This is a genomic window from Flavobacterium sp. RSP15, from assembly GCF_003968755.1.
In the GTDB taxonomy this organism is placed as follows: Bacteria; Bacteroidota; Bacteroidia; order Flavobacteriales; family Flavobacteriaceae; genus Flavobacterium.
The window spans coordinates 161845-179066 of sequence record NZ_RYDL01000001.1 but is presented as its reverse complement, the minus strand read 5'-3'; the positions used below and the strand labels follow the sequence as shown (position 1 = coordinate 179066).

The 17222-nt window shown below is 33.6% G+C and carries 14 protein-coding genes and 1 tRNA gene; 8 read left to right on the top strand and 7 right to left on the bottom strand.

Going from position 1 to position 17222, the window contains the following annotated elements:
* Positions 1-90: 90 nt before the first annotated feature.
* Positions 91-168 (bottom strand) — tRNA-Val (locus EKM00_RS00785).
* A gap of 210 nt (positions 169-378) precedes the next feature.
* On the opposite strand from EKM00_RS00785, the gene EKM00_RS00780 reads away from it, so the two are divergent.
* Positions 379-2166, top strand: coding sequence for an ABC transporter ATP-binding protein (locus EKM00_RS00780; protein ID WP_126514901.1), 1788 nt, complete (start codon positions 379-381; stop codon positions 2164-2166).
* Between the two features lie 105 nt (positions 2167-2271).
* On the opposite strand, the gene EKM00_RS00775 is transcribed toward EKM00_RS00780, so the two are convergent.
* A complete protein-coding gene (locus EKM00_RS00775) occupies positions 2272-3441 on the bottom strand; it encodes a proline dehydrogenase family protein (RefSeq protein ID WP_126514900.1) in 1170 nt (389 codons plus the stop codon).
* Between the two features lie 92 nt (positions 3442-3533).
* Between EKM00_RS00775 and aroB the strand changes: the two genes are divergently transcribed.
* From aroB to EKM00_RS00745, 6 genes are all read left to right on the top strand, one after another.
* A complete protein-coding gene (aroB, locus tag EKM00_RS00770; RefSeq protein ID WP_126514899.1) occupies positions 3534-4601 on the top strand; it encodes a 3-dehydroquinate synthase in 1068 nt (355 codons plus the stop codon).
* 289 nt (positions 4602-4890) lie between these two features.
* On the top strand, positions 4891-6291 hold the full coding sequence (locus EKM00_RS00765) for an arginine decarboxylase (protein WP_126514898.1): 1401 nt from the start codon (positions 4891-4893) through the stop codon (positions 6289-6291).
* 84 nt (positions 6292-6375) lie between these two features.
* Positions 6376-7347 (top strand): deoxyhypusine synthase family protein, encoded by a 972-nt coding sequence (locus EKM00_RS00760; protein WP_126459548.1) that lies wholly within the window; start codon positions 6376-6378, stop codon positions 7345-7347.
* 8 nt (positions 7348-7355) lie between these two features.
* Complete coding sequence (locus tag EKM00_RS00755) at positions 7356-7766, top strand: DNA primase (RefSeq protein WP_126514897.1); 411 nt, start codon at positions 7356-7358, stop codon at positions 7764-7766.
* A gap of 87 nt (positions 7767-7853) precedes the next feature.
* Positions 7854-9959: a DNA helicase RecQ gene (gene recQ / locus EKM00_RS00750; RefSeq protein WP_126514896.1), complete on the top strand. Its 2106-nt coding sequence runs from the start codon at positions 7854-7856 to the stop codon at positions 9957-9959.
* Positions 9960-9967: 8 nt separating this feature from the next.
* Positions 9968-10444, top strand: coding sequence for a DNA-deoxyinosine glycosylase (locus EKM00_RS00745; RefSeq protein ID WP_126514895.1), 477 nt, complete (start codon positions 9968-9970; stop codon positions 10442-10444).
* 1 nt (position 10445) lies between these two features.
* Here EKM00_RS00745 and EKM00_RS00740 read toward each other — a convergent pair whose 3' ends face one another.
* The 4 genes from EKM00_RS00740 to EKM00_RS00725 all read right to left on the bottom strand — a co-directional run bounded on the left by EKM00_RS00740 (position 10446) and on the right by EKM00_RS00725 (position 15361).
* Complete coding sequence (locus EKM00_RS00740) at positions 10446-10961, bottom strand: DinB family protein (protein ID WP_126514894.1); 516 nt, start codon at positions 10959-10961, stop codon at positions 10446-10448.
* A 10-nt stretch (positions 10962-10971) separates the two neighbouring features.
* Entirely contained in the window at positions 10972-13557 is a 2586-nt protein-coding gene (locus tag EKM00_RS00735) for a phosphoenolpyruvate carboxylase (RefSeq protein ID WP_126514893.1), read from the bottom strand.
* Between the two features lie 93 nt (positions 13558-13650).
* Entirely contained in the window at positions 13651-14130 is a 480-nt protein-coding gene (locus EKM00_RS00730; protein ID WP_072943262.1) for an Lrp/AsnC family transcriptional regulator, read from the bottom strand.
* A 76-nt stretch (positions 14131-14206) separates the two neighbouring features.
* Complete coding sequence (locus tag EKM00_RS00725; RefSeq protein WP_126514892.1) at positions 14207-15361, bottom strand: M14 family metallopeptidase; 1155 nt, start codon at positions 15359-15361, stop codon at positions 14207-14209.
* Positions 15362-15671: 310 nt separating this feature from the next.
* Between EKM00_RS00725 and EKM00_RS00720 the strand changes: the two genes are divergently transcribed.
* Positions 15672-16148, top strand: a complete 477-nt coding sequence (locus tag EKM00_RS00720) for a helix-turn-helix domain-containing protein (protein ID WP_126514891.1) — start codon at positions 15672-15674, stop codon at positions 16146-16148.
* 69 nt (positions 16149-16217) lie between these two features.
* Here the strand turns inward: EKM00_RS00720 and EKM00_RS00715 are convergent, their stop codons facing one another.
* Positions 16218-17219: a hypothetical protein gene (locus EKM00_RS00715; RefSeq protein ID WP_126514890.1), complete on the bottom strand. Its 1002-nt coding sequence runs from the start codon at positions 17217-17219 to the stop codon at positions 16218-16220.
* Between the last annotated feature and the right edge of the window lie 3 nt (positions 17220-17222).

The window sequence follows — 17222 nt, the reverse complement described above, 5'->3', positions numbered from 1 at the left end:
TGGTGTTGAGGGATTTATAAAATATCAGTCAATTTTTCGAACCATAAAAAAAACCTCCAAAATCAAATGACTTTGAAGGTTTGCAAATTATGGTGGGCAATGAGGGGTTCGAACCCCCGACCCCCTCGGTGTAAACGAGGTGCTCTGAACCAGCTGAGCTAATTGCCCCTGTACAATTTAGATTTTGATATCTCTATTGCAAGTGCAAATATACTGCTAGAAATCGTATCTACAAGCAAAAAAGTAAAAAAAATCAATAAAATTGTGACTCAATTTTCTTTCGTGCTCTATAATAGCACTTTATCTTTGTAATGAAATACTAGTATTTTTTTGTATTCATTCGCTATAGTCTTACATTTGCGACATAAACAATAGATAATGGCTAGGTTCAAAGAAAACGATTTACCAAAATCAAAAATTACTGCAAGTTCACTCCAAAAAGCAACTGTAATATTTCAATATGCAGAAAATCACCGTTGGAAATTTTATGTAGGATTAGTTTTTTTATTATTCACTGGAGCGACTGCTCTTGCTTTTCCTAAGTTGATGGGAATGCTTATTGATTGTGTGAAAAACAAAGATAATGCTCAAGCTAACATGATTGCGGGTGGTTTAATTGTAATCTTATTTCTTCAGTCCATTTTTTCGTTTTTTAGATTGTATTTATTTGTCAATTTTACTGAGAATACTTTAGCTAATCTGCGATTATCACTGTATAGCAATTTGGTAAAACTACCTATGTCTTTCTTCTCGCAAAAGCGTGTTGGCGAATTAAATAGTAGAATCAGTTCAGATATTACCCAGATACAAGATACTTTAACATCTACTATAGCCGAATTCTTAAGACAATTCATTTTAATTATTGGAGGCGTTCTTTTGTTGGCCAATGAAAGCATCAAATTGACATTATTGATGTTGTCCGTAGTGCCGCTAGTGGCTGTTGCTGCGGTTATTTTTGGGCGATTTATCAGGAAATATTCAAAAAATGTTCAAGATAAAGTGGCCGAAAGTCAGGTAATTGTTGAAGAAACAATGCAAGGCATCAGTATTGTTAAGGCTTTTGCCAATGAGTGGTATGAAATTGCCCGTTACAACGGGAAAATAAAAGAAGTGGTTGCAATTGCCATCAAAGGCGGAAAATACAGAGGGTACTTTGCTTCATTTATTATTTTCTGTCTTTTTGGAGCTATTGTTGCCGTAGTTTGGTTTGGTGTCCGACTGAGTATTAGTGGAGAAATGAGCGTAGGCCAATTGATTTCGTTTGTGTTGTATTCTACATTTGTAGGTGCTTCTTTTGGCGGAATTGCGGAACTATATGCCCAAATCCAAAAAGCGATTGGCGCAACCGAACGTGTTTTTGAATTATTAGATGAAACTCCTGAAAAAATTAATTCGGTGCGTGATCCGGCTGCAATTGAAAAAATAAAAGGCAATGTCACTTTCAAGAATGTAGCGTTCAGTTACCATTCCAGAAAAGAAATTAAAGTATTAAAAGACGTTAGTTTTACCGCTAATTTTGGTCAAAAAATTGCTATTGTCGGACCAAGCGGAACCGGAAAATCTACTATTGCTTCCCTATTATTGCGTTTTTATACTATTGATGAAGGAGAAATATTGGTTGACGGAAAAAATATTTATGATTTTGATTTAGAAAGTCTTCGTGGAAACATGAGTATTGTGCCGCAAGACGTAATATTATTTGGAGGAACAATCAAAGAGAATATTGCTTACGGAAATCCCAATGCTACCGAAGAAGAAATTGTTACTGCTTCAAAACAAGCCAATGCCTATAATTTTATCGAAAGTTTCCCTGAAAAATTTGAAACAATTGTGGGAGAAAGAGGTATTAAACTTTCCGGCGGACAACGACAACGTATTGCCATAGCCCGAGCATTATTGAAAAATCCAAGTATTTTAATTCTGGATGAAGCCACATCATCATTAGACAGCGAAAGTGAAAAACTAGTTCAGGAAGCCTTAGAGATTTTAATGCAAGGAAGAACTAGTATTATAATAGCGCACCGCCTATCGACGATTCGCAGTGCGGATCAAATTTTGGTTTTGGATAAAGGAAAAATCACGGAACAAGGAACACATCAGGAACTAATCGCTCTAGAAAATGGGATTTATAAAAATTTAAGTAATTTACAATTCAGCAATTTTTAGATTTCATAAATAATTTGAGATAAAAAAACTCCATTCAGCTTATTGAATGGAGTTTTTTTATGGACTTAAATGTTACTGAATACTAAAAACTGAACACTGCGGACTTTATTTCCCTTTTCTTCGGTTGCGTTCTGCTTTTATCATTTCTAATTCACGACTCGTTTGTCCCGCTACGGAAGTATTTTCTTCCGCACGACGAATTAAGTACGGCATCACATCTTTAACTGGACCAAAAGGCAAATATTTAGCAACATTATAGCCATTAGCGGCCATATTGTAGCTGATATTATCGCTCATACCATACAATTGTCCAAACCAGATTCTGTCATCATTAGCCTTTATTCCTTTCTCCGTCATTAATTCCATTAGCGTATAGGTACTGGACTCATTATGGGTACCTGCAAAAACAGACATTACCTCTAAATGATCCGTCATATAGCGCACAGCACCATCATAATTTTCATCCGTAGCTTCTTTTGAAGCGCAAATTGGTGATGGATATCCTTTTTCAGCAGCCCGAACAATTTCCTTTTCCATGTACGCACCACGAACCAATTTCATTCCGATAAAAAAACCTTCTTTTATAGCCTGTTCATGTAATTTTTTCAAGTAATCCAAACGATCCCAACGGTACATTTGCAATGTATTGAAAACAATGGCTTTTTCTTTATTGTATTTGCGCATCATTTCGGTCACTAAATCATCAGCCGCATCCTGCATCCAGCTTTCTTCGCCATCAATCAAAAGAGCTACATTTTTAGAATGGGCATCTTTACAAACCAAATCAAAACGGGCTACCACTCTATCCCATTCTGCTTGTTCTTCTGGAGTTAATGATTGTTTTTCGCCTAATTTCTCATACAATTCAAAACGTCCAAAACCGGTTGGTTTAAAAACGGCAAAGGGAATGGCTTGGCGTTCTTTGGCAAATTCAATAGTTTTTAAAGTCATTTCAAGCGCGGCATCAAATTGATCTTCGGCTTCTTTTCCTTCTACAGAATAATCCAAAACAGAGGAAACGCCTTTGGTATACATTTTATCTACCACCGAAAGACAGTCCACTTCATTTATCCCACCACAAAAATGGTCAAAAACCGTAGCGCGAATCAAACCTTCAACAGGAAGATTGGCTTTAAGGGCAAAATTTGTAACTGCAGTTCCAATACGTACCAGAGGCTGATTAGCAATCATTTTGAAAAGAAAATAAGCTCTGTCAAGTTCCGTATCACTTTTTAATGAAAAGGCAACTTGAGTATTATTGAATATTTTTTCCATTATTTGTTAGATTTTTGTACAAATATAGACAGAGTTTTGAATATTATTTAGCAAAAATTGCCTTATTTTGCGGTTCCAATTAATCCATACAGATGCAATCAATTCAAGCCAACAGTTACCCGATACATTTTAACGAAAAAGGATATGAAGCAATAAATCTTCATTTAAAAGAAAATAAATACTCCAACCTATTTATTATTGTTGACAGCAATACTAATGAGTTTTGTCTGCCCCATTTTCTCCCTGTTCTGGAAACTGATCTTATAATTGAAATCATTGAATTTGATTGTGGCGAAGAAAATAAAAATATTGAGACTTGCGTCCAAATTTGGAAAGTACTCACGGAACTTGGGGCTGACAGAAAAAGCCTTATCATTAACTTAGGCGGTGGCGTTGTCACTGATTTAGGTGGTTTTGTAGCATCAACCTTCAAGCGCGGTGTTGATTTTATTCACGTTCCAACCACTTTACTCGCAATGGTTGATGCTTCTGTAGGTGGCAAAAACGGAGTAGATTTAGGAAATTTAAAAAACCAAATCGGCGTTATTAATGTACCTCAAATGGTGCTTATTGATACTCAATATTTAGAAACAGTGCCACAAAACGAAATGCGTTCCGGTCTTGCCGAAATGCTGAAACACGGTTTGATCTATGATAAAGAATATTGGGAACAATTTTTAGATTTAAAGACCATAGATTTTGCTGATTTTGATGTATTAATTTACCGATCAGTCGAGATAAAAAATGAAATTGTACTGCAAGATCCTACCGAGAAAAATATCCGGAAAGCGTTGAATTTTGGTCACACACTGGGTCATGCCATTGAAAGTTATTTTTTGGAAAATGATAACAAAACAACTTTATTACACGGTGAAGCCATAGCCGTTGGGATGATATTAGAGAGTTACCTTTCACTACATAAAAAACTGATCAATATAGAAGAATATTCTCAGATAAAATCCAGTATAAAGGCTATTTATACCGACATCGTTTTTGAAGAAAATGATATCAAACCAATCTTAGAATTACTGATTCACGACAAAAAAAACGAATATGGAAACATCCAGTTCGCATTGATAGAAGGTATCGGAAAAATAAAAATCAATCAAATGGTTGAAAATGAATTAATTCTTAATGCCTTTCAGGATTATAAATCTTAATTATTTTTTATAAAAAGGATTGCATTGCGTATATAATATTTTTTACATTTGCAGTAATGAAAAAAAGTCAAAACAAACAAAATTATAGTTGTAATAAAACCCGAAACAATATCTCTTTTCTAAGAATATTGAAGCGTTTTTATTCAATCAAAGGAAACTTTAGTTTTGATGTTTTTCAATACATGAAAGCAGATCACGAAAAACTTCAGATTATCTATGCAAATATTCGGGTTTGAATTATAGGTTTCTTTATTTTACAATATTTTAATCTATAAATTTATGACATCTAATGAATACAAAATATTCTGATTTAATCAATCAAACTTACTATTTTCCACAGGAAGAATTTACTTTAAACAAAGACAACCTTCAGTTTCATAATATCGATTTAATGAAATTGGTAGAACAATATGGCACTCCATTAAAATTCACCTACTTACCTCAAATTTCGAACAACATAAACAAAGCCAAAAGCTGGTTTCGTAAATCGATGGAGAAAAACAAATACGAGGCAAAATATTATTACTGCTATTGTACTAAAAGTTCTCATTTTGAATTTGTAATGAATGAAGCCTTTAAAAATAACATCCATATTGAAACGTCATCCGCTTTTGACATCAATATTGTTGAGAACTTACTGGCAAACGGAAAAATTAATAAAAGCACCTATGTGATATGCAATGGCTTTAAGAGAGATCAGTACATTGAAAATATAGCCCGCATAATAAATAATGGTCATAAAAATGCAATTCCAATTATTGATAATTATGAAGAGCTTGATCTTTTACAAGAGCAAATAAAAGGGAAATTCAAAATCGGAATTCGTATTGCTGCTGAGGAAGAACCTAAATTTGAGTTTTACACGTCAAGATTAGGAATAGGGTATAAAAACATTGTCAATTTTTACAAAAAACAAATTCAGGAAAATAAAAAACTGGAACTAAAAATGTTGCACTTTTTTATCAATACAGGAATAAATGATAATGCCTATTACTGGAATGAATTAGTAAAATGTATCAAAGTTTATATTGCATTAAAAAAAGAATGTCCTACACTTGATGGACTCAATATTGGCGGCGGTTTTCCGATCAAAAATTCATTAGCATTCGAGTACGATTATCAATATATGATTGACGAAATTATCAATCAAATCAAAATTGCCTGCGATGAAGCCGAGGTTGACGTTCCAAATATTTTCACTGAATTCGGTTCCTTCACAGTAGGAGAAAGTGGTGGTGCAATATACCAGATATTGTATCAAAAACAACAAAATGACAGAGAAAAGTGGAACATGATTGATTCCTCTTTCATTACAACGCTACCGGACACTTGGGCTATAAACAAACGTTTTATCATGCTGGCTGTGAATCGCTGGAATGAAACTTACGAAAGAGTTTTATTAGGAGGAATGACATGCGACAGTGATGATTATTACAACTCCGAGCAAAATATGAACGCGATCTATCTCCCCAAATACAACAAAGAAAAACCGTTATACATCGGATTTTTTAATACTGGGGCCTATCAGGAAACGATTGGCGGATACGGTGGCTTGCATCACTGTTTGATTCCGCAACCCAAACATATATTAATAGACAGAGACGAAAATGGTATTTTGGCCACTGAGGTTTTCTCCGAACAACAAACCTCTGACGATGTTTTGAAAATATTAGGGTACGACAAAAAATAAACAACAATTATTCAATATAAAAATTCGTTAAATTTGAAATACTAATTTTAACAAATTGATTTCTAAGTATTTAAATAAAAAAAAATGAGCAAAGGACCAATCAGTCAGTTTATAGAAAAGCATTATTTGCATTTCAACTCTGCATCTTTAGTTGACGCCGCTAAGGCATATGAAGAACAATTAGCCAATGGTGCAAAAATGATGGTGAGCATGGCTGGAGCTATGAGTACTGCCGAGATTGGTAAGATTTTTTCTGAAATTATTCGTCAGGACAAAGTGCATATTATTTCGTGTACTGGTGCAAATCTCGAAGAAGACGTGATGAATCTAGTCGCTCATTCTCATTATGAAAGAGTTCCTAATTACCGAGATTTGACTCCGCAGGACGAATGGGATTTATTAGAAAGAGGATTAAATCGTGTAACTGATACTTGTATACCGGAGCATGAAGCTTTCCGTCGTTTGCAAAAACACATTTACAAAATATGGAAAGATGCGGATGATAAAGGCGAAAGATATTTTCCGCATGAGTTTATGTACAAAATGTTGCTTTCAGGTGTTCTTGAAGAATACTATGAAATTGACCTAAAAGACAGCTGGATGTATGCAGCCGCTGAGAAAAATTTACCTATCATTGTACCGGGATGGGAAGACAGTACCATGGGAAATATATTTGCATCCTATGTAATAAAAGGAGATTTAAAAGCTTCAACAATGAAATCTGGTATCGAATATATGGTATTCTTGTCTGATTGGTATCCTAAAAACAGTACAAATGGAGTAGGTTTCTTTCAAATTGGTGGCGGTATTGCTGGAGACTTTCCAATATGTGTAGTACCAATGTTATACCAAGATATGGAAATGCACGACATTCCTTTCTGGAGTTATTTCTGTCAGATTTCAGATTCAACAACCAGTTACGGTTCGTATTCTGGGGCGGTGCCAAATGAAAAAATTACGTGGGGTAAATTAGATATTAAAACCCCGAAGTTCATTATTGAGTCTGATGCTACCATCGTAGCGCCTTTAATTTTCGCTTATTTATTAGATTTATAGAATATTTTATGAAAAGAGTAATTGTTGATTACGCCAAACTTACCAATGAAATTTTAAACCTATTGGTTGATAAATTTCCAGATGGTTATGATGATTCAAATATTATTAGTTTTAGAAACGCTAAAAATGAATTAGTTGAAGCAGTTGAAGTACGAACTGAAGATACCATTTATTTAGTAAAAGTGAGCACAAAACTGGCTGATAGAATTGAAAATTATGATGAAGATGATGAAATAATCATCGATGACGTTGTTGAACCAATTAAAGGACTTGATTTAGAGGATGATATGGATGATGATGACGAGGATGATGCTAATGACACCCCAGATGCTGATGCAGGAGATGATGATGATGGAGATGATGAAGATGCTGACGAAAAAGATTTTTCAGATGATGACGATGACGATGAAGAGGATTAATTAATCCCTTCTCAAATATATTTATTAAAAGGAACTCATTCACGAGTTCCTTTTTTTATAACTTTAGACTTCTAAATATACGCCAAAATGACTAATCAAATTTTATATGCCAAACTCAAAGAAAACTTTGGTTTTGAAAAATTTCGCCCAAACCAGGAAGAGATAATAAATTGTATACTTTCCGGACAGGATACATTGGCAATTATGCCTACAGGTGGAGGAAAATCAATTTGTTTTCAATTGCCCGCATTGGTTTTTCCGGGAATTACAATCGTAATTTCTCCACTGATTGCTTTGATGAAAGATCAGGTCGATAGTCTGAAAGCAAATGGTATTGAAGCCTGTTTCATTAACAGTAGCCAAACTGAAAATGAACGTCAGTTTTATATCGAAAGGTTAAAATTGAATGTAATTAAATTAGTGTATATCGCTCCGGAAAGCCTGTCGTTTCTGGATAATCTTTTCAATAGTTTGACCATAAGTTTAATTGCTATTGATGAAGCACATTGCATTTCAGCTTGGGGACATGATTTTCGTCCGGCATATACTAATTTAGGATACCTCAAAAAACGCTTCCCTTCTACTCCAATATTAGCTTTAACTGCAACGGCTGATAAGGCTACACGTAAAGATATTAGCCAACAGTTAAATTTGATAAATCCAAAAATATTTGTTGCTTCTTTTGATCGAAAAAATTTAAGTTTAGAAGTGCGTCCCGCTTTGGACAGAGTCAAACAAATTATAGATTTCATCCTAGAAAAGCCCAATGAATCGGGAATTATCTACTGTTTAAGCAGAAAAACAACCGAAGAATTGGCTGAAAAACTACAAAAAACAGGCGTGAATGCCAAAGCGTATCACGCAGGTTTAGACACGAAAATTCGTTCTAAAACACAGGATGAATTTATCAATGATGATTGCCAGGTGGTTTGCGCTACCATTGCTTTTGGAATGGGAATTGATAAATCCAATGTGCGCTGGGTCATTCATTATAACTTACCTAAAAATATTGAAGGCTATTATCAGGAAATTGGTCGTGCCGGTCGCGATGGATTACCCTCAGAAACGGTATTATTCGAAAGTTATGGCGATCTGATTCAGTTGCAAAAATTTGCCTCTCAAGGTTTGAATGCTGAAGTGCAACTCGCCAAATTAGAACGGATGAAACAATATGCCGATGCATTGAGTTGTCGAAGAAAAATATTGCTTTCCTATTTTGGCGAACTTGTTACAGAGAATTGTGGAAACTGTGATATTTGTAAAAATCCACCGCTTTTTTTTGATGGAACGGTGATCGCTCAAAAAGCTTTATCGGCAATTATTCGGTTGCAGGAAACAGAACCATTACCGGTAATTATTGACTTTTTACGCGGTTCAAAAAATGCTTATATTTATGAAAAGGAATATCAAAACCTGAAAACATACAGTGTTGGTGCTAATTTATCATGGTATGACTGGAATCAATATTTGATACAATTGATCAATTTGGGCTATTGTGAAATTGCTTTTCACCAGCAAAACAAAATCAAATTGACAGCCTTTGCAAAAAAAGTATTATTTGAAGGTGAGAAAGTACAACTGACCACAGTTCAAAAAATCAATATCGACAAGCAAGAAATTAAACAAAGCAAATCCGTTGCAAATTCACTTTTTGAAACTTTACGTAAAGTACGGTACGAAATTTCTAAGGAAGAATCTGTTCCGGCTTATGTAATATTCAGTGATGCGGCATTACGCCAAATGGAAACTGAAAGACCGATGAGCGAAACAGAATTATTGGCAATTGACGGCGTTGGTAAAGCAAAACTAGAAAAATATGGCGATGCTTTTATAAAAGTTATCCAAGATTTCCAGAAAGTAAAAGGCGCTAAAAAGAAAAAAGAAGCCACAACCTACAAAGAAACATTAGAACTTTATACTACCGGATTCTCTGTAGAGGAAATTGCCCAAAAAAGAAAATTAGGTTTAAGTACAATTATGTCTCATTTAGCAAAACTGTATGTTGATGGAGCTAATATAGATTTGGATTCGCTTATCTCAAAAGAAGAAGTTTCTCAAATTGCTGAAGCGCAAATAAAACTGGAATCACCAAATGCCTTAAAACCTTATTTTGATTATTTTGAAGAAAAAATAGACTACGGAAAAATCCGGTTAGCATTAGCCATACTCGAAAAAGAAAAAGCAGTACTTTAAAACCTACTATGATACATTCCTTTCCGCCTTTTATAAATTCTGAAACTGAAATTTTGATTTTGGGAACTATGCCAGGTATTGCGTCATTAGAAAAGCAGGAATATTATGCACACCAAAGAAATCATTTCTGGAAAATTATGTACACGCTGTTAAATAATTTACCAATAGCTGAAATCTTCGAAAAAAAGATTGAATTACTGCAAAGGAATAAAATTGGATTATGGGATGTTTTAGAAAATTGCGAAAGAAAAGGAAGCTTGGATATTCACATCAAAAACCAAAAAGAAAATGATTTTGAAACATTGTTTAAAGAATTTCCCGGCATCACAAAAATTATTTTTAACGGAAAAGAAAGTCATAAATACTTTTTGAAAAAATTTGGTCAAATAAAAGGCATCACGTATTATATGATGCCTTCCACAAGTCCTGCCAATACCATGTCTTTTGAAAACAAATTAAAAATTTGGTCAACTTGTTTTCAATAATTTATAAGTACCTTTCTTCAAAAACTTTTTGATGATGTTTTTGATGTCCAATCATAATAAAACCAATCGCACGAACCGATACAGCAGTATTTGAGGCAGTTCCAATCCTCATTAATTGTTCATCTGATAAACTTTTAAAAAGAAATAAATTCGAATGTCGAACAGCTGAAAATTCAGTCAGTAAATCCTGAATACTTCTATTGGCAGCTTCAGTATTATTTACATAATCATTTTCATCAAAACCAGGCAAAGCTGTTTGGTCATTTCTGGAAATGCGCAACGCACGATAGGCAAATATGCGCTCCGTATCAATTACATGCTGAATAATTTCCTTGATATTCCACTTCCCTTGCTCATATCTATAATCAAATTTATCCATTGGGATATTTTGTACGAAACGGATAAAATCATGCAAGGAAATTTCTAATTCTTCCATCAAAGTTACGTCTCCCAAAGCATTTAAATACGGAGAATAAAAAGAGGCATATTCGTTTGTGGGCAATTGTGATAATTTCATTTTTTATTGTTTAAGCAGAGTTTCTACTGGCATTAGTATTTCCAAAAAGAGAACGAGTTACAATTTTTTCATATACTTTTATCAAACTTTCGTCGGGAGTGTTTTCTTTATTTAATTCATTGATACGCAATAAAGCATATTGTTGTATTGTTAACAATGGCAATACTATACGTTCTCTAATTTGTATAGATGCTTTACCATCAGGATAATTTTCCATAAGCTCTTTATGACCTGCAATTTTCAAAAGTAATCTTTTTGTTTCTAAAAATTCATCATAAATAATTTGCCAAAATGTTCCAAATTCGGGATCTTTCCTCATGTAAGCAGTCAAAGGGAAAAATGATTTGGCCAATGACATCATACTATTTTCTAACAAGGTTTTAACGAACAACGAATTATCATATAAATCCTGAACTTTATCCCACTGATCAGTATCTTCAAAATGTTTTAGCGCCGTACCTACACCAAAAAATCCGGGTACATTTTGCTTCAATTGGCTCCAAGAACCTACAAAAGGAATTGCGCGTAAATCAGCAAAATCTAAATGTTCTGATTTACTCCTCTTAGAAGGGCGGCTTCCAATATTTGTTTTCGCATAATATTTTAGTGTACTCATTTGCTCCAAATAAGGAATAAATTTTGGATGATTTTTAAAGCTTAAATATTTCTCATATCCTAAACCAGCTAATTGATCCATTATGTTTTTTTCGTCCAAAGTCAATTCATTTTGACCTTTGCTGAAAACCTGATTGGTTACGCCGGCACTCAATAAATTTTCTAAATTGTAGCGACATGAATCCAAAGTCCCAAAATTAGAACTAATCGTTTGACCTTGTACAGTAACCTGAATTTCGTTATTTTCAATATTAGGCCCCAATGAAGCATAGAACTTATGTGTTTTCCCTCCGCCACGCGCTGGTGGACCGCCTCGACCATCAAAGAAAATTACTTTTACACCATATTTTCTGGAAATTGTAGTAAGTTCTTCTTTGGCCTTGTAAATACTCCAATTCGCCATCAAATATCCTCCGTCTTTTGTACCGTCAGAAAAACCAAGCATGATGGTTTGCTTATTATCTCTGTTCGTTAAATGTTTCGCATAACCAGGATTAGTATATAATTTTTCCATGATAGCATGTGCATTTTGCAAATCATTAACCGATTCAAAAAGCGGAATAATATCAACGGGAGGATTTTCCCAATTGCTCAAACGAAATAACGCAAAGGTCTCCATAACATTAAGTGCACTTTCATTATTACTGATAATGTACCGGTTAGCGCCAAATTCTCCGTTTTTTTCCTGAATTGTTTTTATCGTTTGAATGGATTCGATTGTCAAACGCGACATTTCATTTGAAAACACAGTAGCATCAAGATTCCCACTTACATTTCCTAAAATCGTAAATTTCTCCTGTTCTGTTAATTCAAAATAATTTTTCGGAAAAACAGAGGGATTTGTTTTTAAATAAAAATCCACTATATCTTTAAACACAGCATCATGAATTTTACTGTTCTGACGTATGTCTAATGACGCAAAATGAAATCCAAATAAATTCACTTTTATTAAAAGTGCGTCCAATTCATCCAAATATAACGATTGATGCTGGTCGATAATTATTTGTTTAATTTTATTTAATTGTGATTTGAATTCATCTAAAGTAATGAAAATTTCTCCTGTAGAATAAAACACAGATCTATAAAGTTTTTGTTCCAGTTCAGTCACTAAAGTATTTACTCCTGAAAAGGTTAGCTTTCTTTTTAAATTCCTAATTTCGATATAATAACACTTTAAAATGGAGGTTCGCAAACGTTCAGCTACTTTTAGCGTTATTTCAGTAGTCACAAATGGATTTCCATCACGGTCGCCGCCTGGCCAAAATCCAAGTTTAATCAAAGGATTCTTTATGGAATTGCCGTTAAAAATGTTTTTTTGCAAATACTGTACGATCTCGCCTGAAGTTTGATAAAAAACATTTTCAAGATACCAGATCAAACTTACTGCTTCGTCAAAAGGATTTGGTTTTTCGTTTTGAATAAAAGGTGTTTTTCCTAATTGAGCCAGTAACTGTTTAATTGCAAGTAAGTTATTTTTCCGAATCGCTTCGGTCAAATCAGTAATTATTCCAAGAACTGCTCCGGGATAAAATTGCGTCGGATGCGCCGTCAAAACTGTCCTTACATTGAAATCCTCCAGAAAAGCAATCAATTCCTCTTCCTTGTCTTTCGCATCTGATTTTTCTTTGATATCTCTCAAAGATCCTCGTCCTTCCATATTATTAACAACCGGAAAAGCAGCATCTTCAATAGCATCAAACAAAACAATTTGGCGTTCGATATATTGAATAAAACGAAACATAATATCAATTTTTTCTGTTTCTGAAGGATCATGTAAATATCTTTTGGCAAAAAAATCAAAAATTTCTTTTGGAGTTTCTTGCTTTTTAAATCCTGTATCACAAATATCTGTAAACAAAGGAAGTAAAGCTCCCGTATTATCTATGGAGTGAAATGGCAATGTTATAAAAACACTATTGTAAATGTGATATTTAGAGAGGACATCTTGATTAAAACGTTCAAGTTTGGGTAGTGTGTACATAATTTTGTTGTAGTTGGTTTAGTTAATTTTTCATAAAAAAACCTCAAGAACTAACTTGAGGTTATATTTATAATATAGTGCATTCAAGAGTAATTACATATTTTTGAAAATAGTATGCATCAAACGCTTCTTATCATTTATACTTTCCTCAAGGGAAATCATTGTTTCGGTTCTATAAACACCATCAATATCATCAATCATAAAGATCACATCTTTTGCATGCTTGGTATCTTTAGCTCTAATTTTACAAAAAATATTAAATTTTCCAGTGGTGACTGAGGCTACAGTTACAAATGGAATTTCATTGATACGCTCTAAAACAAACTTTGTTTGAGACGTATTATTTAGAAAAACACCAACATAAGCAATAAAAGAATAGCCTAATTTATCATAATCAAGCACTAATGAGGATCCCATGATAATACCGGCATCTTCCATTTTTTTTACTCTAACATGCACAGTTCCTGCTGAAATCAATAATTTTTTTGCAATATCCGTAAATGGAACTCTTGTGTTGTCTATCAACATATCTAAAATCTGGTGATCTACTTCATCTAAACGAAACTTACTCATAATTCTTTAATTAATATTATTAATTACTATAACAAAGTATAAAAATATACATAAAAACAACAAAAAGACGTAAATATTATATTTTTATCATTCCGTTAACAAATTTCATGTTATTATCTAAATAAAAATCAGCTTTTTGATTTAATTTAGGAATATCATTATAACCATCTTTGTATAAAGCTCCTTTAGCATCATATTCGAAATGACCATAATAATCCTCTAAATCGCCTATTTGTGAAACATAGGCATTAAAACAGACCTGATTTTCAATTAACTCTTCTTTGTATTGTGCTGCAAAATTGGTGATAATTTCGATACCATCATAATTTATTTTGATGTTTTTATACATAAAATCATAAAAAACGACTTTATTCTGAGAAATACTCAAATATTTGTCAATTCCATTATCAACTATAACGTTTTCGGAGAGTATCCTAAAACTTGAAATTAAACTCATAAAAACGTATTTTCGTGTTTCTTCCCTTTGATAATCATTCTCAAAATGACCCGCTTCAAACAATAAAGTGGGCACTCCTAAAAACTGAAACGTGTCTCCAATGCAATTTATATTAAACGAATCATCAAAACGCCCAATCTGATTGGGAAGATAACGCTGGAGATCCTCATTTATTCCGGCAATCAAGTTGATCGCTTTCAACCTAGATTCATTTATATCTCGATTTTCATTATAGGAAGGTGCTAAAAAAGATACTGTTGCAGGTTTTCCGGTATCATCTACACCAAAAATAGTACGCTGATCATGCAGGTTAAAACAATAATCAGGCTCAAAGGAATCAAAAGCTGCCCTTAACAGCTTGCTTTCTGGTTGTGTCAGCGCTTGCGAATCGCGATTTAAATCAACTTTATTGGCGTTTTCTCTTGTGTATAATGTTGCACCGTCAGGATTCAACATCGGAATGGTGTAAAAAGTAAAGAAGTCTAATAATTGGTGTGCTAATGCAGAACCACTATGCAGTACATTAAAAAAATCGAATAGCGCTTTTGTAGTTGTACTTTCATTTCCGTGCATTTGGGACCACAGAAAAATTTTCGTTTTTCCTTTTCCAATTTCATACGAATAAATAGATTTTCCAAGAACTGATTTTCCTATAATTTGAAGTTGATTGTTCGTGTTTAATTTTTGCAACAAAGGCTCGATTGATGTTAAAGTGACGTACCGTCCACGAACGGATTCTTCCTTAAACTGATCGAATAATTCTTCTAAATTCATACCATTTTATTTGATTTACAAAAGTAAACATCTTTGTATTTACATTTGTAAACATTTAAAACAAAGCATATTTCAATACTGTAAACACTTTTCGCCAGTTAAGCCAGTTAGAAAATTCGGTAAATGTTAACAATTGTTACTAATTTATTTTATAATACTTAAAATATTTATTATCAATAATTTGAGTGTATTTATTAATAGTTTAACTTTAGTTATTTTCACTTTTTAAATACATTTTACAACTTTAATTTTGAAACGTAAGCTTCTTTTGATTACATTTGTAACTAGTTAATTTTTATATTAATTTACAATGGTAAACATAGAAGACTTTATAAAAAGGTTAGAGATTATACTGGACTACTACAATTTAAATGCCTCTTCTTTTGCTGATAAAATTGGTGTCCAACGCTCCAGCCTGTCTCACCTGCTTTCTGGGAGAAACAAACCAAGCTTGGATTTTATACTTAAAATTTTAGATGTTTTTCCTGATGTTGATTTGTATTGGATTCTGAATGGAAAAGGAACCTTTCCGAAAAACGCAGAAGAGTTTAACACTAGAGAAAGAATTATTAATCAGGTCCCTGAACAAAATATTCCTGCTCCGGCCAGTGATCATATAATCCCTAAGAATTTATTTTCTGAACTAAAAAATACTGTTTTGATTCCTGCATTGGAAACTAAAAAAAGTGATCCAATAAATAGTCCTAGTGAATCTGTTGCTTCTGAAATTGACACCATTGTTATCTTTTATAAAAATGGTTCTTTCAAGAGTTATGTTCCAAATTAAATAAATAACCCCAATTCTTATTTTAGAATTGGGGTTATCGATTAAAAAAGCATTTTTGAAAACAAAAATCTATCTTCTTAATACAAAAATTGACGTTACACCCGCTTCCGCTCTCGCATTTACGGGAGCAAAATCACCCGAAGCAACAGGAAAACTATACGTTAGCACTTGTCCTCCTGCATTTAATCTTTCAGCAACATATATGTTTTTTGTAACGCTGTCATAAGCCACATCCACAGGATTGCCTAAAAGTGAATTAGAACCATAAATCCGTACTTGATTCGTTACTGCAATTGTTCCCGCAGCAGCAGTTGAAGCGAAAACAGTTGAGAAATTTTTAATTATAATTAGTCCACCATCAGTGGCCGAAGCGGCACTGGCAACATCTGTTAAAATCATAACATCATCTGCTGGAGAATATGTAATCCCATGAGTACGAATCAACCCTGCAATAGTCACACGCTTAGTTGCCGTAATTGTACCCGAAACAGTAGTCATAAAATTTTTGAACTGTACAAGATCACCAGTCAGATCCGCTACTGCATACAAATCAGCACCATCGATGTGTATTCCCCAAAGTTTAAATGTAGTAGTAAAGGTTTTTATCAAAGAAAAGCCTGTGGTACTTTTTTGATAAACAAAAAGCTTGTTGATTAGGCCATTAGATGCCAATTGGTCTTGGGCTACTACAACTAAGTTACCTGAAACAGCGGTTTCTCTGGCATTTGTAAATTCCCCAGTTGCACTGCTTAATGCAACACTTAAACTAGTTGATCCGGCTGTAAATGCTGTTTTTATTCCGGAATAGGTTTCTAGTTGATTGTTGGTTCTTGAAGCGATAGTGACTGCATCGGTTTCGGCATCGTATGAAACTCCTTCAGCATCCAAAGAAGCAATGGCAAACGATTTGACCATTGGTGATGTAGCTAATAAATTGGTCAGCGTAATTTTCCCAGAGGTATTGCTGGATGTCACCAAATTTAATTCTGCCGGGCTAGTATCAGAGTCATTATTATCGCATGAAGCGAAAAATAAAACTAAAAATGTGGTACTAATAACTAAATGTTTCATGTT